This window comes from Butyrivibrio proteoclasticus B316, assembly GCF_000145035.1.
GTDB lineage: Bacteria > Bacillota > Clostridia > Lachnospirales > Lachnospiraceae > Butyrivibrio > Butyrivibrio proteoclasticus.
Genome location: NC_014389.1, coordinates 158755 through 180588 on the forward strand (window position 1 = coordinate 158755; position 21834 = coordinate 180588).

The following is a 21834-nucleotide window of genomic DNA, read 5'->3' on the forward strand; positions in this document are numbered from 1 at the left end:
TCTTCCGTAGTTCAGCCACTTTCCCTTGCAGGATCAGTGTCGTCGCCAAGTTCCCATGAATTTCTTGTTTTAAAATATCCGTCTTCCAGCATATCCTTTAAGGATACTCCGGTAGTTTCCTCGAACTCATCTTCATAAGCAGAGAACTCAGGAGTTCCAATCGTCTTGTAGTATTCATAGGCAAGCTTCTTATGGCTATTAAGACTCTTAAGTCCCTGAGCAATATTAGCCTTTACCTCGTTATCATCATCTATATCCCTAAATAGGATAAATCCTGTAATTTCCGGATATTTCAAAGCCTTACTGTATGCATAAGCTATGGAAGCTGCCTGGAATTTTTCTCCAAAACTGGATGTATATCCTATCTGCGATATCATGATCTTCCTTACCTTACCAGCACTTGTAAGATAGGATTCTTCTCTCATTTCATCAAGAAGGACATCAAAGTTTAGCATGGTAAGGTATGGAGTTTTTGCATCATTTGTGACATATATATCCTGAGGCATCCAGGTATATGGATCATACAAAGGGGCATTATAAGGGTGTATTCCAAGACACCATCCGATATTGCCTTCCTTATTTATCCAGTAGTTAAAGCGGTTTAAATATTCTCTGGAAAGGAAACATCCCGGATTGGACCTCCTGTTCCATTCCTGATCTAAAGAAATGTATATATCTGCATTGGCATTTACAGACTTGAACTCATTATAAAAAATTCTAAATGCCTTGGTGTATTCTTTTACATTCGTATCAAGATTAGTACTTGAATGGTAATACCACTCCGTTCTAGCATTGACCTGATTTCCAAGTATCCAGTTATCAATTGTACCAAAATCACCGCCAGAATACCTTCTTGCTAAAAAGGCAGCTATTGCCTTTAAATGCATCACTCCATCTTCTGTTTTGGTATTAAGGGCGTATGTGGGGCAGGTAGCTCCCAGTGCTTCAGGGTGGATCAGATTGCTGTCCTTTGATGAAGCTGCATTTAAAAGCGTCATGGTAAGCTGATAGTCATTTTCCGTACACCATTTTACAATCTTGTCATATTCCCCTAAAACATCATTCTTAAAATAGTATTTGCGTCCATAATAAGTAAACTCTGTCGTTTGTTTTGCTTCAGTCTTGGATATTATTGCTCCAAGCTCCATGTTGAACATGATCTGTTTTATGCCAAGATCATTAAATTCTTCAGCATCCGTTGATGCAGGAAGTATTCCCTTGATGCCATGGTCATTTCTTTTTGGCGGGTTATTTGAAAGAATCTCCGGGTTTGTTATATACATGTAGTTACTTACAGCTTCGTATGTATCTCCCTTTGGAAGAGCGAGGCAAAATCTCTTTGTAAGGTTTGATTTATCTGACATATAGGCAAGAGGGAAAGATACTGCTTCGCCTGAAACATTCGCAACTACCGTGCCATTATCAATAGTCTGCCAGACTTCTTCTGCTATAACGACCATATTAAGAGGGCCTTCAGGAAGGGAAGCTTCGATAATTACACTCTGTTTATCTGCGCTGATATAACAGGCTGTTATTTTGCCTTTATCCGCAGCTTCTGCTTTTATAGGTATAAGAATAGCAAGTGCTAAAACAAGGAATAAAATGATACTTTTTATGCTTCTCATATGCCACCTCTCATCTCTGGCTGATATTACGGTAAATACATGCATATTCGTTATATTTAACTTCGACTATCCATCTGTCCGCGTAAACCGCATTTTCGAGGACTACTTCAATAGTCTGCAGTTGCGGATCCAAGTCGGTCTTCTCGTCCCAGTACCATCTGCCAAGATTTCCGTTGTAAAGCTGATATGGGTACTGTTCCATTACCGAATTGATGAGCGATATTGCAATATCAGGGCCTACATCTGATATATTAAAGTCATTTTCCCTGTATATTTCTTCCCATTCATCATATGAATAATAGAGGATATCCTTTATTTCTCCATCTGCCGTATACATATCGTTTTCTTCATCATATAGAAGTCTCCAACATATATCATCATATTCAACCCATGCACACAAAGCTGGGCTTTCAGAACTGATGAAAGCTTTTTTCATTTTTTTGTATTCGTATTTTTCCTTGATATATGTAGCAAGTTTTTGAAGTGCCTCCGGTATTTCGAGCTCTGCTGCCTCACACTCTAATATTGCAGTATAGATTTCGTCATCTTTAAGTGCTTCGATGTGAATATAGTTATCACGCTCAGGTGCACCTTGCGGGGGCGTGGCATCATACTCACTTTTCTGGACTACAAGTGATTTATTCGTAGAAGGTTCAAGCTCATCGCGACTTACCTGTATAGTTTTCTTGGGCTTTTCGTCTCTTCCACCAATCCATAAAATGAGACTCACTACCAGAATAGAACTTACAATCAGGGCGGCAATTCCTATGATTACAGCAGTTTTGTTTTTCATGAAAATAATCCTCTCATCAGCAGAAATCAAAACTTTGGGTAATTTTGCCCCTTCAGTATATAAATATCTATTTAAAACAAATTTTTCTGCACAACAAAAAGGCTCCTGCAAATGCAGAAGCCTTATGTTGATGGACATTAATGAGGTATTACTTAACGGTGATGATGTCTCCACGGTCTGGAGTTGTCTTCTTAACGACTTCCTTCACATTGCGGTCAGCATTTGCAAGAGCGTATGTGAAAGTGTCGCGATCGTGAACATAATCAACAAGGTGGATATATCCGCCAAGCTCGTTAGACTTAACGATAAAGTTTCCGATCTTAACAAAACCATTTCCAGAATATACAGCACGGCCAAGACTTGTCTCAGTTGTGAAGTTAGTAGTAACATTTGTGAGCTTATCTGGCATTACAACATCATTTTCGTATCGTGCGACGTTAGTGATCTTGTAAACTGCATAAGTCACATCCTTTTCCTCATCCTTTTCAGGAATATAGAAGTACTTGTCTCCCTGGGCAATAACAATGTTTGAAAGATCAAAGCCGATAAAGCTCTCAGAAAATGCAAGTTCGTTGCCGTTCTTATCATTTTCCTCATACTCATCATACTCGTCATCCTCATCGTAATCGTCGCACTCAGCCTCTCTTACGAGATTTTTGTATGCGAACTTGCCCTTTGTAAGAACATAGAGGCCAGCGCGGTCAAAGACAGTCTTAGTCTCAGTCTTATCATCTTCCTTAACCTCGATCTCCTTAGTAAATGAGAAGCCATATACCACGCGGGTATCTGTATCCTCAAGTACCTCTACCTGCTTCTCGATGAAGCCAAGGCGTGTCATCTTGTCGCGTGAAGGGCAGTATTCGTAAACAGCATCCCACTTCTTTTCATCCTCTGTCTCTGCTGTGAATACAACAGTACCAGGGAATGTCTTAAGGACAGTCTTTACTGTAATGCCGCTACCCATTACAACATCCTTGTTGTCAACACGGAGTACTCCGTCAACAACAGCTGCTGTGTGAAGAGCTGTGTCCTCAACCCAGTGTATTACTCTGAATGTGCGGTCATTGCCATTGGTGATTGTAATCTTCTTGGGCTCGCGATCATCATCCTCATCAAGGATTTCTGTAGCTTCAGCCCTGGTAACTTCAGTATTTGTGGCCTCATCTGTCGCCTCAATTCTGTAGGCGATATTCTCGAGCTTATCCACTACTTCCATTCCGATCTTTGCTACGTTAATTCTCATAATTGTGTTCCTCCTTATTAGAACTGACATTAAATAATAACTACATAAAAGATAATGTAAAAAATAAAAAATAATAAAATCATAAAAATAAGGAGTAAGACTTTTTTCTTACTCCTTTGGCAGTTTTAAACATCGTTTTTATAAAATTTAGCGAGAAAACCCCTTCCGATGAAATCGGATGTGGGATGAATCACCTTTTCACGAACAGCTGTTCGTGATAGAATAAGTCAATCGGAACCTTGAAAACTGTATATATGAGGTTGCACCACGAATCTAACAAACCAAGAGCCTGTGGTGTGTAAAATATACAAGGTGTTTAGTTCCCAAGCGCCACAAGCGCATATATAACACTTAAAGTATGCCGAAGGGGTTCCGCCCCAACGGAGTAGCGGCGCCGTGAACGTGCCTTACTATACCGCAAGGTATTGTAGAAACCATTTCCGATTACATCGGTGGCGGTAGTTCATTTAGTTTAGTGCTTGATAGCCCTGTATTCGAGTTTTACATCGCCCTCATCTGTAACGATAAGGTCTATCTGGTTTTTGAGTCTTCTGTTTATGAATGATTTAATCTCTTCTTCTGTCAGACGGATCCTTGTTTTAATGAGTGCGTCCTGCATAATATCATTTATATTGAGATTAAGGGCAGCAGATAACGTCTTATCAATTTCTCTTTGAAGAGCATCCTTCTTAAGATCTGAAGCATCTCCAGCATAAAAACTATCTATATAGCAATAAGGTATATCATGCTGTTTGAGCGTATCTTTAAAACTTGCTCCACACTTTTCACGTTCCGCCATGATAAGAAAATTTACATTTGGCATCTCTTCCATCAGGCCCCAGTAATCAGAATCGCTGGATGCGAGGATAAATGTATCAACTCCATTAGAGTAGTGTTCCTGACATATTCTTGCTGTAACCTTTATATCCGTCAAAGACTTGCTCTCCATGACTCTTTCGATCATGATGTACTCTGTGGGAATATGCGTATAATCTTCAAGTATTTCCCAAGCTGATGTAGTATGCACGTCATCATAAAGTATTATTTTTGTTATCTTTGATGCCTTATTCTGGTCAAGTCCTTTTATTGCAGCACACAGTCTGTATGGATCAGAATTTTCGCAGTCCACCACAAATACACATTTGCTACTGTTTTCAATGACCGTATGGATGTTGTCCTTGGTTCTGTCGCTTGCATCGGATACAAGGTTAAGTTCCGTGAACTCATCATTATTCCACTGGTACAGTCTTGTAACAAACTTTTTATCATCATAAAGGATATTGCCATCCCTCTTAGCAGGCCAGTTCATATAAACCTTAAAAGGATAGAAATCGATATTTGCATAAAAGAATTCAGCTGCTCTTTTGGTACCCTGAGGAGTCAGACCATCCGGCATTATAAAAATATCAGCAAGGTATTCCCATTTAAGCCATGCGGGAAATAAAACCCTGCAGTTATTGATGCGGGCTTTTATATTGCTGTTTAGATTTATCATAAATGGCGTTGGGTCAGTAAGATTGGTATAAATGTCTATTCCATCATCTGAAAGACTTTTCATGGCTTCCGGGGGCATGTATTCTGGCATGGTCATTATACTTAGCCCGTCATGCTGAATACCATTGCATACCTTAAGGAAATTATGTTCAAGCTGGGTCCGTAAATGGCAAAGATTTCTTATGATCCTTGCTCTCTTGTCTTTTTCAAGCTCATTATATATATCCAGCTTTAGTAGAATCTTATCGGATTCAAAGAATTTTTTATGTACTCCAAGAAGGTATGCTGTTTTTGAAACAATTTCAAAATGCGAACCTCTAAATCCGCTGCGCTCATCATCCATTACTGCTAGAACATCAGAAAAATCATTAAACTGGTTTGCTGTGAAATCCATCGTTCCTCCATAGTTATTTGATAACGTCCAATAAATATATCATACTCCTATTTTGTTTGGATTTTCTGCACAGAAGCCGTTTTTATTCACATTTTTCTCGCATATTCCTTATGAACAAGATGCTTTCAACGTTTTACTAACCATTAATTCTTGACATTTAGTAAATACGCTTCTATCATTGATATTAGGTGATGTATTCCGCTATTTGTGCGGCATGCATTGCATAAACAACTACTAACGCTTGACATTCTGTGAAGTTCTTCTTCGCTCATGTCGGGCCAACAAATGGAGGGTACTATGAACAAAACAGAACTCATCGATGCTATGGCAAAAGCAACCGGACTTTCAAAGAAAGATGCTGGTAAGGCGCTTGATGCTCTTACAGGAACAGTTTCTAAGGAGCTTAAGAAGAAGGGTAAAGTTCAGCTTGTAGGTTTCGGCACATTCGAAACAGTTAAGAGAGCAGCTAGAACAGGTAAGAATCCTCAGACTGGCGCAGCTATCAAGATTCCTGCATCTATCGCGCCTAAGTTCAAGGCTGGTAAGGCTCTTAAGGATGCTGTTAACAAGAAGTAATTTTAGTTATTAACGAAAATGCTATACGAAAAGAAATCATAAACTCGATAAAACAATAAAGTGTTTACAAAGAGATAGATCTAGTGGCCCAGGTCTATCTCTTTTTTATGCAAAAAGAAGCCGGCACTTTTGAGTGCCAGCTTCTTTTAAGCATAAATATCATCTTCATATTCTGTTTTTAGCTGCAATGTAAGAACCATTGTCTGCACTTTTGTCAGCGCGGCAGCTCCAACCTTGAAATAGTTGATAGGAACTCCAATCTGCTGAAATTTTTTCTTATGCTCTATCTCCTTCCCGAGATAAGACATAAGCTCTTTTTGGTGCTCTTTTAAAAAGGCTACATTTGCATATTTAGACACTATTGGAATATCACATCTTATAAGCGAAAACCAGTCCTTGTCGCCGTTAAAATCAATTCTTGGGGCAGTGCCTACAAAATACGGAACTTCCTTTACCGGCTTTAGCTTATCTTCTACCATTTTTGGCAGTATGACCTGGTCCATAACTTTGATCGCCTCGTCAAGATCAATGGGCATTGGCAGTTTTCTTAAAGCCGCGGCCATTTCGGCAGAAACAATTTTAATCCCGGTACAGTCTCTTAAGGCAATCTTCCATACAGGACCGCTAAGCCCCATAAATCCAGAATAGGAATAGATATCGCCCCATTCGGATTTTCGCTTATACATTTCATCTAGCGGGTATGGCCATGTAAGACCATAATTTTCGTCATGCAGGTATGTGCAGTTCTGATCCCATGTTCCTCCCATGATCTCATTTTTCGCCTTGCTATAATATATATTATTGAAATTATCATTTTTATTATAGTGTCTAGCCAAATAAAGCCTTTTGCCTGGTATCGCGTTTGTTTTTACCATATTGGCATAATCGGAAAATGTCATGATATTGCTTACTTCATAAGCCTGAAGTTCTCCGACCATGCGGCAGATCCTGCTTTTAAAGAAAATTGGTGCATCGCACCCAGCCTTAATGGTCTGATAAAGATTATCTTCTGCCCATTTTACCGGATCTGCTACCAGATACACATCGCCAAAATACGGATGATCTACCTTTATACCCTTGGTTAGGGCCTTTTTGGTGGCATTTTCCAAGACCTTTTCATAATACATGTTTTCTTTCCTTTCTTAACTGACATAAATAGCTGATATTCAAATAATGGATTAGCCTGGACAAAATAAAAACCCGGCTGCATAACAACCGGGTTTTAAAATTAAGCACTAAGTGGAGTATATGAGGTTTTCTTTGAAGTTGAGAATGTTGGATTATACTGCTTTCCAACAATATCAAATGCTTCCTGCAGGTAGTGGTTCTTGACAAGGTTCTCACCCTTACCAAATGCCGCATATGTACCGCTGATGTAAAGCTCGTCACGAGCTCTTGTAGCAGATACAAAGAGAAGTCTTCTTGTTTCCTCAGAAACTCTTGCCTGTGTCTGATATCTTGTGACAGTATTATAAACTACTGGCCACTCAAGTCCCTTTGATGAATGGGCTGTTGTAAGAACAATACCAGGGTAGTTAGATACTCTTCTGTACTCTGTATCTTCTCCGTATAATGAGAAATCGATACAATACTGAAGGATTTCGCCATATTCCTTAGTCTCAAGTGACTCCTTGAATGCCTGAACTGTCTCATCGTCCATGGCAATAGAATCGATGAACTTCATAAGACCGTCCTTCTTTGCTGCAAGTGAAGCTGCATTTCTGATGTTCTCAGCTCTAACAATAATATTGTCTACAAGCTGCTGGATCTTCTGGTTAGGAAGATCCATGATGCATCCGCCAACTACAGCATTTGCCGCAATAAGGGCATCCTTGGTATCAGCTGAATCTCCAAGCACTCTTACGAATGACAGTATTGCTCTGATACGGCTGTTTGTCATGAGCTTTTCAGGAGCAAGAAGCACTGTAGGAAGCTTATGCTTAGAAAGTGCATCTGCAAGTCTCTGAAGCTCTGCCTTAGTGTAGGCGATAACAGCAATCTGCTCAGGACGTCTTCCGTTATCAAGCTGCTGTTTGATACTCTGTACGATCCAGTCATATTCATCATCTCTTGAATAGAATCCATTAACTACAACTCCTGCTCCTGAAGGTCTTGTAGCAACAAGATCCTTTTCAACTTTCTCTTTATTAAGAGAATTGAGCTTATTTGCAAACTCGATGATCTCAGGAGTTGATCTGTGATTTTCCACAAGGAAGATATCCTGTACCTGTTCTCCGATGTAGCTTGCAAAGTTAATGATGTACTCAGGAGATGTCTCACGGAATCCGAAGATCGCCTGTGAGTCATCTCCTACAACCATAAGTGACTGGAATGTAGGAAGTGTCTTAAGGATCTTCAAAAGCTCGATCTGTCCCTCGTTAGAATCCTGGAACTCATCAACAATAATGTGCTTAAACAGGAATCTGTTATTAAGGTAAGATGGATCAACTGACTCGAATACCTGGAAAGGAAGGATTTCCTGATCCACATACTCGATGAGATTTCTGTCCATGAGCTGCTGTGCATAAAGAGGATAAAGCTTGATTACCTCCATAAGTGCAACATCAGGAACGTCGCAGTTATAAGCTGCATCTCTTACATCTGAAGCAGTGATATTTGTAATATCTCCGCCTCTCTGTTTGATCATTCTGAAGATCTCGCTGACAATAGCAAGAGCTCCCTTCTGGTGCTTCTGTCTTGAATTGTAGTAAAGGAATGACTCTCCCGTCCATGATGGGATAGGATGCTCGTTCATAAGACGAGCAATGATTCCATAACGTTCTACATCATCAATGATCTTAGGCTTTTTTGTATAACCAAGGTTAGCATAGTTATCGCCGATAACAAGGTCTCCAAAAGCATTGAAGGTACAGATGATCATGTCATCAAGATTTACTCTGTAGTTAAGCTTAAATGTCTCAATACAAAGCTGGATACGGTCTCTCATCTCTTTAGCACCAGCATTGGTGAAAGTGATAAGAAGGATCTCTTCCGGTCTTACTCCCTGGTTAAGAAGGTTCCATACGCGAAGTGCGGTTACCATTGTCTTACCAGCTCCGGCACCAGCATTAATACGCCAGAATCCGTTTGTAACATTTACGGCAGCAGTCTGTGCCTGAGTAAGCTTAAGATTTGAAATATCCTTTGTTGAAGCCTCTTCCTCGAGTCTGATAGGAGGAAGTGTGTACTGACAGATGTCATACTTAGGGCACTTTTCGCAATCCTCTGCATGCATCTTTTCCTCGTCGATACCGGTGTTCATTACGGCAAAAGCATCTTCCATGAGCTTATCAAGCTCTGTAGGATGTCCCATGTAGCCCTCATCTGTAAGGCTTACGATGTTTCCACCGCCCTCGAAGAAGTCTGGGTTGAAGTTTTTACCGGCAAGACCGCTAATAACATCATCATTCTTCTGAAGGTAGTAGATAGAAGCTGTAATATTCTGATAACCAAGCTCTCGACCATAAAGGATCATAGAAAAGAGCTTAAGATCTCTTATAACAGCATTCTTTTTACCACTCTGAGTAAGATAAGGTCTTCCAACCTGGAAACGGACAAGCTCGATAGACTTTTTACTGTCATCGATAAAGCATACATCCGGTTTAACTTTTACAGACTGGCCATTCATTACGATAACTCCGCCTTCAAGGAAAGTTGCCTTTCTGGTTTCGCAGTTAAGATAACGCATAACTCTCTTGTGATCCCAGAGAAGATTCATCTGGCGCTGCTGAGTGTTCTTGTATCCACAGTCGTCATAACGGCTGTTAAGGTAGTCCATAATAGCCTCAGATCTTCTTTCTCCCCACTGGAGAGCCGCCTTAATGCACTCCATGATAAGAGATTTTCTGTAATAGTTCTCGGGAAGGTTTGTATCCTTTGTCTCGAAAGTAAACTCACGTCCCTTATTGCACATATTTGCATTTGTGAAAGCTGAAAAGCTCCATGCACTGTTCTGTGTTGCAGGTGCCTGAGCTACCTGTGTCTGTCCATTCATATTATTCATGTTATTCTCCTTTGTTATAAACTGACATTTTTTTTCGTTTATCAATAATAATTATTGAAAAAATAGAAATAAATAAAAACACCATCCATGCAGAATTACGGGCAATAAAAATAGGAGAAGCTAAGCTTCTCCTATCATGTGATTTAGACGAACTCAATAAGATATCTGATTGTCATGGCAGATTCATGGTAGAATACGATCTCATCTCGTACAAAAGAATATGTAGTATCGTGCCCTGCATGATAGTGCAGACAGTCGAATCCGTTATTATCCATCCACTTCTGTGAGTAGTCTCTTACCAGATTTGCATTTGCTGATTTACCATAGGCTGTCTCATATACTCCCATAAATCCGGCAGAGCCAGTACCGTCTGTATAACGGCGGCAGATAGAAGTATATCCAAATGACTTATCGGCAGAAAGGGCAAAATAAATACCCTGGCCAAAGGCCTTACCATTAATCTGAGCGTTAGGGTTAAGCTGAAGCGACTGGTTAATGATACTGATCCAGTTCTCAGTTCTTGAACCATGGAACAAAAGCTTTGTGCCCTTATTCTTTCTGGTCTTAACATAAGCATCAAACTTAGCGTTCTGAGCTGGATTATCAATTTTCCATACTTTTACAACTCTCTCCTTAAGTCCCTGAGATGCCTTATCAGCGTTAAACATTGTATCTTTAAGCTTTTTAACTTCCTCTTCTGTTGCTTCTGTAACAGTAATACCAGGGAAAGCTCCGGTTACAACATTTTCTTTGTTTCCTTCTGCTGCCTTGATAGCAAATACAGCTTCCATTGAGCGGATAAGAGCATCCTCTCTGTCAATAATCTGTGAGTAGATCTCCTGCTGTTCCTCATCAGAACTGGCAACCTTAGCAAGGTAAGAAGCTACCGTCTGACCATGGTATGCATCAATACGTCTAGGTGCAAGAGCTAGAATCTTCCTAATCTTTGAGTTAAACTGATCAACATTTTTACTCTTACCAAGTGTATTCCAGATATCTCGGGCAGCCTGAATCTGCTCTTTTGTAAATGGCTGCTTCATCTGAAGCATTGTTGGGTCGAGCTGCTCAAAGATCATGTTCTGAGCAGCTTTAGAAAGAATGTTAAAAAGTTCCGATGCTGCATCGTGGTCTTTTACCACAACAGAGCTGATGTCCTGTCCTACTACATGGAATCTTGGGCGTTCAGGAAGATTTCTTACCATTACATCTGAGAAATCTTCATATCCTTCCTCAAGCTTTTCATAGTATGTAGCCCAGAATAGAATCGGATCCTGCTGATATGTTTCTCTCTTGATCTTATTAAGGTCAGTCTGCTCTGCTCCAATACGTCCCTTCGTTACCGAGAACGAAATTGTTCTTTCTCCCAGGCTGTGAGGAAGCATCTCATAAGAATCATATCTGTTTGATGCTGCATCAACTCTCCTAAGCATTTTCCAAGGATATACCGTGGGCTTTAATCCCTCAAGATCTGAGTAAGAAACCTGCAGGCGGCTTCCACCGTGTTTTCCGATACTTTTGTCTATAACAACAGTTCTTGTTCCAACTTTTATGGTCATAGAACCGGGAAGAGCTACCCACTTCATAAGTTTTCCAACTTCCTGAAACAAGCCTCCTTCAGTTCCATCAAAATCAATCTTAACCTGTCCAGGTCCACTGATTGCAAGTGCTTCCATTTTTATTCTCCTTCCATTATATCTGACATTAAAATGTTTATGTTCTAATAATGGTTTGCATTGGAGAAAATAAAAACATGCATAAAAATAGCCCGCGCATTGCGCGAGCTATTGTGTTTACTGCTTAATCTTCATCAAATTACATAACCATAAGTTCTTTAGCATAGTCAGCAAGTGATATATCCGTGCTGGCCAGATTAGCAGCTCTTACAGCAGCAAAATATTTAACAAGACTATCATGGTTTATCAAAGCAATTTCTGCCGGGCTGTTACTATCTCGAGATAACTCGTTTACAATATCCAGCAAGTTGCTTAAAGTGCTATCATAATTGACCACTTCGTTATTGCCCTTAAGAATTTCGCTAAAGGTATATGATTTTTTCAAAACATTCATGATTGACTGCATGTCCTTATTTCCTGTTATAGAGGAGTATGCCGCAATAATACTTTTTACCCTGTATTCATTCATTTTTAAACACCTCCTTCGGTTTGCATCTTTCATGAAGTTCACTAGCTATAATCTTCTCCGTCTTAAAACAATATTGGCAATATTCTGCTTTCCTTGAGCGAACTATGGCGAGTGTTTCAAAGACGCTCAATTTTCCAAGATAATATGCTTCGAGTGCATCTGATATTTCGGCTGCAGTACTATCGGCCATTCGGTCATACACGAGATCAAATTCGTTTTCCTCTTTTTTATACCGACAATTTACTACAAAATCCAACCATTCTTTATCGTACCGAGTCAATGATTTAATTTTATAATTAAGAGTGTCCGCTAAAAGAGTATCCCTAATCTCATATGTATAGACATACCCATGATTATTCTGCCTTGCGGTAGCCCATTTGACAGCCTGTTCGTAATCCCTTGTAAGATATATTCCCTTTCCGAAATCCTTTCCTTCGCGGCATTTAGATAGAGCCGGCCTGTCAAAGAGAGCATCACTTCCGTGATATAAAATCATTTTATCTTCCTTTCTTATCTATCATTAATTTATGTATATAATATGTCTTGTCTTAGATAAAATAAGAATGGTTAACTATATTATAGCAAATAGCGTCAAATAAGCAATTTAAGCATAAAAATAAGCGCATCCTTGCGCCTATTCAAATTCTGTAGCATATGGAAGTAAAGTGCAATTCAAAGTATGATAATCACCCTTTATATCAACTTTTAAAATCTCCCCTTCTTTCCCTGTAACCGTTGCCCATTCAGTATATTTATCGCTATATACTTCCTCTGTTTCTTCGTTCGTTACTTTAAGGGAAACGAGATTGCCGGTAACATCGAGCGCTTCTGTAAAATCAGTAAGGCACTCATATACATCATCACTTAGCTTCATATCATGCCATTCTCCATCAGACCAGCTCTTTAATTCTATTTCACTTAATTTATACTGATCCTTGAACTTGCCATTTTCGTACCTGCCCATGTAGATATCATCTGTTCCATCCTGGGAGTAATAATATGTGATGTCTTTTGCTTTGATAATAACTGTATATGTATCAGATGAAATAATCTCAGAAAATCTAAGGGCAAGTCTTGAAGCTTCCTCGGGTTCTTTTGAAATTTCATCCTTGGAGATTTCTGCAGGAGCTACATCAACAGTTTCTTCTTTAGCGTTCTTATTAAAGAGCTTGCCAAAGTCGATAGGATTCCAAAACTGTGCAAGAAAAAGAAAAGCATAAAGAGCTACAAAACCTACGGCAACAAAAAGGATCTTCAGTTTTGTGGGGATTTGAATTTTTTTCATCTTTGTTTCCCTTTATATTAAAACAGGCCGGAATAAATCCCAGCCCGTTTCATTTATATTAGCCCACCTGTAACCAACTATCATTAGCCATTGGAACATCAGAACCTCTCTGCATGAAGTAACCTTCAAGCATTTCGGTTGTGCCATCTTCATAAGTCACGATAGGATTACGGAAGAAGTATACAGCTTCGTGATAATCTTCCTCGCTTCTTTTACCTGTTCCTGAAAGCTGATCCTGAAGTTCAATAATAAGGTCACGGTTTCTCTGGATATCATCCGCATCAAGCACAACATCGGGATTGTTTACAATGTCAAAATCTGACTTGGCATTCTCGATTTGCTCAAGCTTATATGCATTTAAGATACCTGTTGAATTCACCTTTTCATCAAGCTTGTAGGTTCCATTTGTCCATGGATCAGCAACCTGTTCAACAGTCTCATCTTCTCTTACTTCCATCCACTGGATAACGATAGCAACACGATTTGTGGTTGCATTTACAGTAATCTGTGTATTTCCATCTGAACGTTTTGTTACTGCAGCAGATACAATGTTTGCAGCTTCATCCATTGCTGTGATTTTTGTTATCTGATAATCACCACGAGATGAAGGAACCGCAAATACAGCCATATCTCCGATCGGATACACTTCGCTTGCAAACAAGTTTCCCTGATTATCCTTTATGGTAATAAGACATCCTGCTTCATAAGAAGTTGTTATAAGGCAGTCGGATGTAATACCACTGATAATAGTCTGCTGGTAAAGTGTTCCTGTTGCTCTATCTACATATAAGCTTTTTCTCTGAACGGCACCAGCATCACTTATGATGTAATCAGACAAAACCTGGCTTCCTACTACATAAGGAGCCTTAATGACAACAGGCTGACCTGCAGCATAACTTACAAAGTTCTGACCATCAATTGATACTTTAAATGACTCTGTAGATGAGCCATAGGTTGTTACCGTTACATCACCAGGAGTAACTTTCCCATTAAGGCCTGAAAAATCCTCGCCAGTTGTAGCATTATGGATCCACGCCTTTTCTGCAATACTATATGTATTTACATCAAGAGTCTGGCTTGATGAACCTGCGTTTTGCAGTGTCCATTCGCCGCCATAAAGACTATTTATGGCAATATCGCATGAAGGCATTATAAATGTCATGACAAACTTATTAACTGTTTCATCATAAGTAATGCCAGGATATCTGATAATGCTGCTGTCATAACTAAATCCCTTAAAGGCCTGCCCACCATTTGTCGCATCTGCCTTAAGTTCAACCTTTGAACCAGGAGTATAGCCTTCGGTTATCTCTCCATCAAAAGTAATGGAGAAAGATGTACTAACATTCACTGTAGCATTTACATCAAGCTTTGTACCTGCATAAATACCCACAAGTACAACAACCATCATAAGGCACGCCAGAATTTTCTGAAATGAAAACGATTTTGACATATGCCACCTCTTTCTTAAGGAGTAACGATGATGAACTGGTTACCATTTCCACCATCTGTACGCGCTGTGATCTTTGCTTTTACGCTGTTTTCCTGATTCTGGTTAATAACCTCTTTGATGTTCTCAATCTGGTTATTGATGTCAGTCTGGTTATTGATGATTGTCTTGTTAGTCTCATCAATCTTTGAATTGATTGTGTTGTAATTATTGTTAATAGTAGTGTTAGCGTTTGAAAGAGACTGATTGAGCTCAGAGATCTGTTTTAAAAGGTTTGCGATCTTTGTGTTGTACTCTTCAGAAGTCTTTGCGCTGCCCTTTAAAATCTCTTCGATCTGCTTTGCGAGGTTTGCATCGATCTTTTTAAGGTTGGCGATCTGCTCCTCATAACTCTTCTGCACATTGGTGATTGAGTTCTTAATGTTGTCGATCTTTGTATTTGACTGATTGATAATAGATGAAAGCTCAGAGATATTTGTGTTATTTTCCTCAAGCTGCTGAAGTGTCTCGTTAAGATAAGACTCAAGGGCCTTCATTACCAGAAGCTGAATCTCATTACTGATAAGATCCTTATCAATATTATTATTGATAAGTGCATTCTGGATAGCCTGGTCAATCTTTGATTTAAGCTCGTCAACTGCGAGTGTTGATAATCCCTTATATACATCATCATTAAGACTTTCATTTAACACAGACATAACTTCCTGCATAAGTGCATCAATCTCTTCCTGTGTAAGGGCGTTTCCATTTAAGTCACCCTCCCCGGTGATACCATCGATATCAGCCAGATATTTTGTCTCCATATAAGAAGTTACACTGTCTGCGATAGAGTTTTCGAGTCTTGCTCTCTGATCTGCAATATCTGCACTAATCTGATGAAGTTCAACAACTGCTGTGCCAACTGCTGTCAGGAACAAAATAAGAGCAACCACAAGTGCGATTCTGAAAGTCTTCTTGTCAACTTTCTTATTAACATCGCCTTTCTTTTTGGTCTTGATAATCATAACTTACCTCCTGCTTATGAATAACATTAAAAATTTAAACCTTTTATATTATGGTACAATCAAAAATAATTATTATTCTGTAATCAAGAGGCTGTTTTATGATTAAATTTTATTGCTGCACGGCTTTATAATTATATGCAAAACTTATTATTTCTTTTGTAGAACTACTATACCCAAAACACACCGGAATCTCATAAAGCTTATTGAGTTCAATGTCCTTTTCCTGCAAAAATGAAGCAAGGTCTTTCATATCGTCTCCAGAGTGGAATTTTATCTTTAATGTACCATTAAGATATACGACATTATCTTGTTCAAATTGAGCATAGGGAACAAAGTCTGCTTCCATCTGGGCAGCGTGGGTAACTATGGCATTTGCTAAAAATTCAGGAAACTGCCCTTCTTTAAAATGATATGCCCCAAATTCTACCTGAAGTGCCGGAGCGTTTCTTAATACATTTTCAGAATATGGGCCATAACCTGATGCTACTTGCCTGTATCCAAGGTCAAAAACCGTATCGGTCCATTTCTGCACAACGCTTGCAATATCAGCGTCATATTCTTTATTGCCATACTCCGTATCATAATTTTTCTTTTCGCTTGTCTGCTGGCCTTCTATTACAACATTTGAAAGGGTCACTGTTTCGTTCTTTTCCTCTTCAACATCCTCGGCCACCTGCTCTATTACAGGGGCATCCTCAATGCTAAATGGCTGTCCAAACACATATACTGCTCCTCCAACCGAAAAGCAAAGGATTGCCAGACCCAAAAGTATAAAATCAACAGGACTCTTTTTCATAACTAAATACCCCTTTCATAAAAAATATCCCGCCCTGCCATTACGGCAAGGCGGGGCCTTAAAACCTCAAATTTTCATTTTACTTCACAGTCGATCTTTGTATTATCGCCTGCAATATACTGAACCTTCCATTCGCCAGCTTCGGCGTTTTCAATAGTGTATGTCGCAACAAGACCATTTTCTTTGTACTTTACTCCGTCACTATTTTTTATCTTCTTAATTCCGGATGGAGAGGTAAATACTACGTTTACAATCTTAGTGTCAAATGTGAATTCAACCGTAAGATCACCTTCTTCATGCTCGCCCAGCTTTACTTCTTCAAGTCCGTTTGAATCTTTGCTCATATTAGAAGTTACTTCTGTTTTATCTGCATCATCGGATGTTTCAGCACTGCTTTCATCGCTGCTCTCATCGGAATACTCATTTTCTCCCATTACCGAGCTATTGTCGCCCTCATTTCTATCAAGGTAGTTCCAATATACATGGCCAAGAGATTCTCCGGTAATCTTGATCTTGTATTCGCCGGCAGGAATGCTTCCGAGAGCAAGGTCAACTTCACCATACTGTTCACTAAGTACTGAATCAGGGCTCTTATATACTCCCTTATTGTCTCTTGCATTTGTAGCAACTGTCTTTCCTTCAGGTCCGATAACCGTAAATACTCCGGTATGCCCAAGTTCATCCCATGTCATCTTAAATACAGCATCGGACATGTTCTCGGGAACATATACATTCATTGTCGATGCATTTGTTCCATTTTTTACAATCATGTTCGTGCTTGAACCTGCATATGCTGTACTGATCGTAAATGTTCTTGCGTACATTCCCTTGATGTCTACAGTCCATGTGCCGGTGTCGGGATTATCGATAGTAGCATTTAATGTATTTGCAGCCTGCTCAGCTTCTGTCTCTGCAGATACATCTGCCATATCTGCAAGGGATGATGCAATTCCTCCCTGCATTACTGCTCCAAGCTTTGTCATTGAATAAACCTGACCACTTGGAGATGTTAGTGTCGCTGTAGGAACAGCTGCCCCTGGAATAAGAGCACCATCTGAAGCTGAAACAACCTCATATTCGCCATCCCCATCTGAATCGGTATACGTCATGGCTTCTGAATAGGCAACCGAGATGCTCATATTCTTCTGCTGGTTATCAATAGTTACCTTGTAATGGTAAGTAAATGGCTCATCCATCTCTTCAACAGGTTCGCCCACGTCACTTGCATCAACAGTATTCTTGTTTGTTTCAGATGTTGTGGATGCAGGAGCAGGGTTAGTTATAATGTTTCCGTTTTTGTCCTTGCCCATGAAATATGCTGTATTGTATTCAACATCATTTGTACCATAAGCCTTATATCCGTTAACATATCTGAAAAGACCCATGCCATTGATATAATAATAACCTGACCACATGTAATCGGGTATATTGATGATTGCATATCCGGTACTATCAAGCTCATAATCTTTAAGGTCATAAAGCTCAAAAGAGCCAAACATGTGAACATCTGCCATTACCTGTCCGCCCACAGGAGTGGTGCCAATATAAGCATCAACGGTATATTCTGTTCCCATGGTAAGTCCAGTCACTGTTCCTACTGATGAAACATTGCTTCCAGTAATAGGAACTCCGTTGATCTTATCAATAACAAGAGAAGCATCCTGTTGAAGCTGCAGATTCCTCACAGCGCTGCAGCCAGGATAGAAATTCTGTTCAATGACAGCTGTTCTGTATTTTGTGCCATCAGGATTTGAAAGCCTTGTAAGTCCGATTGACCACCCAAGATCAGAAAATCTCTCGAGATAATAGTCAGTAGGAGTTCCGCTTACAGAGCCATCAGCATTAGGATTGTTAAAATCAGATGATTTATATATCAGCTGAGTATCCCTGTATAAAGTCGGAATCTGTTCATGATCAGGTCCAAACATAAGGAGTCTGTCATCTGGAGCAGCCTGTGTAGCTATGCTCGCAATGTCTTTTGTTGCCCTTAATGTACCAGGAGCAACCTTATAAAATACATCCCCGTCTTTGATGTAATAATTTCCGCCTTCGAGCTGATCTATAGTAAGGGCCTGAAGTGAGTAATCAATAACAGCGGCTTCAAGCGCCTTCTGTCTTTCAACTTTTTTTATATAGCTTAAAATGCCGACTATTGCAGCTATTATTGCCACCACTCCTATGCCGCCACCTATTGCAATCTTTTTATGGTTTTTTGCCCAATCAATAATGTCTGACGGATCCGGAATATTAGGCTTTCTGATGTTAAAATCAAAGTGTTTCTTCATAATTAAAATCCTTTCAGTTGTTGTAGGCGGAAACCCACTTGCTTTAGCAGGTGGGAGGAGCCTTGTAAGCTGTTATACACAATATATGTGCTATAATATACTTAGCAACAGGTTCCAAGAGAAAACCATTAGGTGTGTTGCTCACCAAAGGCACTCTTTGTACATTGGTAAGTATATATGAGGTTGTAATACATAAATCTTGGTATTACGTAAAATATACTCAAGCTTTAGCGTTTTCTGTACGGCATGGGAATATATTTATCCGTGAGGTTAATATACAGAGTACCTGATACAGTTGCAGATGAGCATATCTTGTCTACAAGGGGTGCTGTCAATCACCCTATGATGCATCACCACGGAAGTCACACCGCTAAAATGTAGGAGTCTTAGACGTACTACAGGGTAGATGCAAGCCACGTACCTTTATGTGCGTGGTAGTTGACATATTACCTCACTTAATTTGTCACTATGATATTATGGAATACACAAAGAGCCACATAATATACATCTATAGCTATTCCAACGATAACCTCTTAAAATTAAATTAATTTTTTCTGCACAAATATCTTTGTTCAAAATGCGCATGATATAATTTTGCATATAAAATTTTTGTTCATAATGTATCCATAATATAAGTTAAATAAATATGGAGGAGAATAATTATGTCTGATTTGAATGATTTGTCTTTAAGAAACAGACTTCCGCAGAATGTAACATGCGAGATGGATGCAAGGGAGGTGGCAAAGGATATTGTAAAGGTGGAAATCCCGGAATATCCTACTTTATCTGACAACGCAAAGAAATGCGTAAAACATCTTACAGTAGGCATTCTGTGCGCATTTTTGGATAACTGCGAACCAGAAGAAAGAACCCTTGCAACTATGTATGACTGGATCCTAAAGAACAAGTATCTTAAGGTTGAGCGAGAAAATAATCAGGATCTTGAGATCCTCGACTTTGCATACATAGATGATATCAATAGCGCAAAGTTTCACTTGTGCGACAATCTCATGAAGTACAAAGCTTTGCAGTAAATAGTTACTATACAAAGAATTTGTAATGGCCTCTGCTATGCGGAGGCTATTTTTATGTCACATAACTTGATAACACCATAAAAATAAGGCTAACCCTTGCATGAATTAGCCTTTTTTATTCTGCTTTCGCAAATTATGGAATGCTAATACTTCTGCATAAAATTACATCCGTAAAAATGCACGTTTTATAGCCGCCGGCTCATTTTAACGTTTTCTTTAGATTATATATGTATAAATTTTTCTAAAATATCCATAATATAATAGCAACTTTTGTTTTGTATTAGAAAATGGTTTTATTATGCATGATTTTTCGCAGGCCTGCAGAGTTAAAAAGCTGGCCACGTACAACTTCAATAAGTACCTGATCACACCGGATGAATTCGTTGAGGACTTTTACCCTCATGATGAAATCATGAAACAGGTTGATGAGCTGTTTACATCACAGCGTGACCAAATGGATTTCATCATACCGCTACTGCACTATGAGCCAATACATACCACCCTGGCAACTCATATGTACAACGTAGCTTCTGTGGCGTTCTTTATAGCTGAGCAGATGGGATATTCTGAGAAGCAGATAAAGGAAATCACTTTGGCTGGAGCGCTTCATGATATCGGGAAAAAATTTATCAGCACAGATGTACTTGATAAGACTTCTAAATTAAGCCCAGCTGAGATTTATGCGATACATACTCATCCAAAGCTCGGAGAGTTCTTTGTTAAAGAGCATTATCCTAAAATGTCTGATGATGTTTTGCAGGCAATTCTGATGCATCATGAAAAATTGGATGGAAATGGTTATTATCAGGTTAAAAACGAGAACATAACCTCCTATGCGCGTCTGATAAGTGTTGCTGATATCTTTTGTGCGATCACAGAGACCAGGACATACCATGCAGCACATTCTTTTGAAGAAGGGCTTTCAATTCTCACAAATGAGCAAGGCATAGACACACAGTACATTGCTCCCATCAAGGATCAGATCAATTTATCAATTGCAATCTAAAAAGCACACCACTGGCGTGCTTTTATTTTGTCGTAATCACAAATAAAGTAATATCGTAGAATATCCATAATAAATACATGGAGGAACCACTGATGTTTAAACGCAGAGTGATAATAGTAGATGACTGTCCGTTCTGTAGCAGTCCTAAAACCGGTTATATTATTGCATCGACAAAAACTGATCCGCGCATATGTCGCAGATATTTGCGTTATGGAGAATACGTTCGTCTCCAACAATATGCAAATGATGACAGGAACTGTTTTTGCTTGGATTGTAATGCTGAATGGCATCAGAAATTATATTCAAAAAAGTTATCTTTTATTGAGCTTTGTGAGCTCAAAGAACGCAAAGGTATTGAACAGGCTTTATTGGAGCCTGAACCTATCGTGATAAAGCCTAATAAAAAGAAGAGAAAAAAGAAAGACAATAAAATAATAAAGGCTTTTGTTAAGACCATGATATATGATCCCACGATTGGCACAGCCAAAGATATCCTGCACATAGGGCAAACAGAACAAACCAAAGTGCAAGATAAAGAACCACAGGATTTCAAAGAGCTGTATAGAGAAGTGTTTGGGGCCGAGCCAGTCATGAAGCAGCTTGAAGTAGACAGTGATTTTGAAGAATTTGACGACTAATATCGTATTACTACATACCATTAATATTTATACCCCTTGCTCGATAATCGAACAAGGGGTACTATT

At 39.3% G+C, this 21834-nt stretch carries 18 protein-coding genes; 4 read left to right on the plus strand and 14 right to left on the minus strand.

Going from position 1 to position 21834, the window contains the following annotated elements; all coding sequences use genetic code 11:
- Nucleotides 1-11 precede the first annotated feature (11 nt).
- From BPR_RS17415 to BPR_RS17430, 4 genes are all read right to left on the minus strand, one after another.
- Complete coding sequence (locus tag BPR_RS17415; protein ID WP_013282818.1) at nt 12-1625, minus strand: DUF5722 domain-containing protein; 1614 nt, start codon at nt 1623-1625, stop codon at nt 12-14.
- A gap of 10 nt (nt 1626-1635) precedes the next feature.
- Entirely contained in the window at nt 1636-2418 is a 783-nt protein-coding gene (locus BPR_RS17420; RefSeq protein WP_013282819.1) for a hypothetical protein, read from the minus strand.
- 148 nt (nt 2419-2566) lie between these two features.
- Entirely contained in the window at nt 2567-3661 is a 1095-nt protein-coding gene (locus tag BPR_RS17425) for a hypothetical protein (RefSeq protein ID WP_013282820.1), read from the minus strand.
- Between the two features lie 472 nt (nt 3662-4133).
- A complete protein-coding gene (locus BPR_RS17430; RefSeq protein WP_013282821.1) occupies nt 4134-5549 on the minus strand; it encodes a PIN domain-containing protein in 1416 nt (471 codons plus the stop codon).
- A gap of 285 nt (nt 5550-5834) precedes the next feature.
- Here BPR_RS17430 and BPR_RS17435 point away from each other — a divergent pair, with 285 nt between their 5' ends.
- A complete protein-coding gene (locus tag BPR_RS17435; protein WP_275450187.1) occupies nt 5835-6125 on the plus strand; it encodes an HU family DNA-binding protein in 291 nt (96 codons plus the stop codon).
- Between the two features lie 146 nt (nt 6126-6271).
- Here the strand turns inward: BPR_RS17435 and BPR_RS17440 are convergent, their stop codons facing one another.
- From BPR_RS17440 to BPR_RS17485, 10 genes are all read right to left on the minus strand, one after another.
- Nucleotides 6272-7252 carry a hypothetical protein gene (locus BPR_RS17440; RefSeq protein ID WP_013282823.1) on the minus strand — a complete coding sequence of 327 codons (981 nt, stop codon included), beginning with the start codon at nt 7250-7252 and terminating at the stop codon, nt 6272-6274.
- Between the two features lie 101 nt (nt 7253-7353).
- Complete coding sequence (locus BPR_RS17445) at nt 7354-10128, minus strand: ATP-dependent helicase (protein ID WP_013282824.1); 2775 nt, start codon at nt 10126-10128, stop codon at nt 7354-7356.
- Nucleotides 10129-10271: 143 nt separating this feature from the next.
- Nucleotides 10272-11801 (minus strand): PARP domain-containing protein, encoded by a 1530-nt coding sequence (locus BPR_RS17450; RefSeq protein WP_013282825.1) that lies wholly within the window; start codon nt 11799-11801, stop codon nt 10272-10274.
- Nucleotides 11802-11940: 139 nt separating this feature from the next.
- Entirely contained in the window at nt 11941-12270 is a 330-nt protein-coding gene (locus tag BPR_RS17455) for a hypothetical protein (protein ID WP_013282826.1), read from the minus strand.
- A complete protein-coding gene (locus BPR_RS20155; protein ID WP_013282827.1) occupies nt 12263-12766 on the minus strand; it encodes a DUF3990 domain-containing protein in 504 nt (167 codons plus the stop codon). Before BPR_RS20155 ends, BPR_RS17455 begins: the two co-directional genes overlap by 8 nt.
- 138 nt (nt 12767-12904) lie before the next feature.
- Complete coding sequence (locus tag BPR_RS17465) at nt 12905-13555, minus strand: hypothetical protein (RefSeq protein WP_013282828.1); 651 nt, start codon at nt 13553-13555, stop codon at nt 12905-12907.
- Nucleotides 13556-13613: 58 nt separating this feature from the next.
- Nucleotides 13614-15008, minus strand: a complete 1395-nt coding sequence (locus BPR_RS17470) for a hypothetical protein (protein ID WP_013282829.1) — start codon at nt 15006-15008, stop codon at nt 13614-13616.
- Between the two features lie 14 nt (nt 15009-15022).
- On the minus strand, nt 15023-16009 hold the full coding sequence (locus BPR_RS17475; RefSeq protein WP_013282830.1) for a hypothetical protein: 987 nt from the start codon (nt 16007-16009) through the stop codon (nt 15023-15025).
- A 109-nt stretch (nt 16010-16118) separates the two neighbouring features.
- Complete coding sequence (locus BPR_RS17480) at nt 16119-16805, minus strand: hypothetical protein (RefSeq protein ID WP_013282831.1); 687 nt, start codon at nt 16803-16805, stop codon at nt 16119-16121.
- Between the two features lie 74 nt (nt 16806-16879).
- A complete protein-coding gene (locus tag BPR_RS17485; RefSeq protein WP_013282832.1) occupies nt 16880-19090 on the minus strand; it encodes a hypothetical protein in 2211 nt (736 codons plus the stop codon).
- Nucleotides 19091-19752: 662 nt separating this feature from the next.
- Here BPR_RS17485 and BPR_RS17490 point away from each other — a divergent pair.
- The 3 genes from BPR_RS17490 to BPR_RS17500 all read left to right on the plus strand — a co-directional run bounded on the left by BPR_RS17490 (nt 19753) and on the right by BPR_RS17500 (nt 21768).
- Nucleotides 19753-20124, plus strand: a complete 372-nt coding sequence (locus tag BPR_RS17490) for a hypothetical protein (protein WP_013282833.1) — start codon at nt 19753-19755, stop codon at nt 20122-20124.
- Nucleotides 20125-20422: 298 nt separating this feature from the next.
- Nucleotides 20423-21130, plus strand: a complete 708-nt coding sequence (locus tag BPR_RS20160; RefSeq protein WP_013282834.1) for an HD-GYP domain-containing protein — start codon at nt 20423-20425, stop codon at nt 21128-21130.
- Nucleotides 21131-21222: 92 nt separating this feature from the next.
- A complete protein-coding gene (locus BPR_RS17500; protein WP_013282835.1) occupies nt 21223-21768 on the plus strand; it encodes a hypothetical protein in 546 nt (181 codons plus the stop codon).
- The last annotated feature ends 66 nt before the right edge of the window (nt 21769-21834 follow it).

What these genes read in the sequence shown, in the direction of transcription:
- BPR_RS17415 (WP_013282818.1), bottom strand. Translation starts at nt 1,625, where the DNA reads ATGAGAAGCATAAAAAGTATCATTTTATTCCTTGTTTTAGCACTTGCT.
- BPR_RS17420 (WP_013282819.1), bottom strand. Translation starts at nt 2,418, where the DNA reads ATGAAAAACAAAACTGCTGTAATCATAGGAATTGCCGCCCTGATTGTA.
- BPR_RS17425 (WP_013282820.1), bottom strand. Translation starts at nt 3,661, where the DNA reads ATGAGAATTAACGTAGCAAAGATCGGAATGGAAGTAGTGGATAAGCTC.
- BPR_RS17430 (WP_013282821.1), bottom strand. Translation starts at nt 5,549, where the DNA reads ATGGATTTCACAGCAAACCAGTTTAATGATTTTTCTGATGTTCTAGCA.
- BPR_RS17435 (WP_275450187.1), top strand. Translation starts at nt 5,835, where the DNA reads ATGGAGGGTACTATGAACAAAACAGAACTCATCGATGCTATGGCAAAA.
- BPR_RS17440 (WP_013282823.1), bottom strand. Translation starts at nt 7,252, where the DNA reads ATGTATTATGAAAAGGTCTTGGAAAATGCCACCAAAAAGGCCCTAACC.
- BPR_RS17445 (WP_013282824.1), bottom strand. Translation starts at nt 10,128, where the DNA reads ATGAATAATATGAATGGACAGACACAGGTAGCTCAGGCACCTGCAACA.
- BPR_RS17450 (WP_013282825.1), bottom strand. Translation starts at nt 11,801, where the DNA reads ATGGAAGCACTTGCAATCAGTGGACCTGGACAGGTTAAGATTGATTTT.
- BPR_RS17455 (WP_013282826.1), bottom strand. Translation starts at nt 12,270, where the DNA reads ATGAATGAATACAGGGTAAAAAGTATTATTGCGGCATACTCCTCTATA.
- BPR_RS20155 (WP_013282827.1), bottom strand. Translation starts at nt 12,766, where the DNA reads ATGATTTTATATCACGGAAGTGATGCTCTCTTTGACAGGCCGGCTCTA.
- BPR_RS17465 (WP_013282828.1), bottom strand. Translation starts at nt 13,555, where the DNA reads ATGAAAAAAATTCAAATCCCCACAAAACTGAAGATCCTTTTTGTTGCC.
- BPR_RS17470 (WP_013282829.1), bottom strand. Translation starts at nt 15,008, where the DNA reads ATGTCAAAATCGTTTTCATTTCAGAAAATTCTGGCGTGCCTTATGATG.
- BPR_RS17475 (WP_013282830.1), bottom strand. Translation starts at nt 16,009, where the DNA reads ATGATTATCAAGACCAAAAAGAAAGGCGATGTTAATAAGAAAGTTGAC.
- BPR_RS17480 (WP_013282831.1), bottom strand. Translation starts at nt 16,805, where the DNA reads ATGAAAAAGAGTCCTGTTGATTTTATACTTTTGGGTCTGGCAATCCTT.
- BPR_RS17485 (WP_013282832.1), bottom strand. Translation starts at nt 19,090, where the DNA reads ATGAAGAAACACTTTGATTTTAACATCAGAAAGCCTAATATTCCGGAT.
- BPR_RS17490 (WP_013282833.1), top strand. Translation starts at nt 19,753, where the DNA reads ATGTCTGATTTGAATGATTTGTCTTTAAGAAACAGACTTCCGCAGAAT.
- BPR_RS20160 (WP_013282834.1), top strand. Translation starts at nt 20,423, where the DNA reads ATGCATGATTTTTCGCAGGCCTGCAGAGTTAAAAAGCTGGCCACGTAC.
- BPR_RS17500 (WP_013282835.1), top strand. Translation starts at nt 21,223, where the DNA reads ATGTTTAAACGCAGAGTGATAATAGTAGATGACTGTCCGTTCTGTAGC.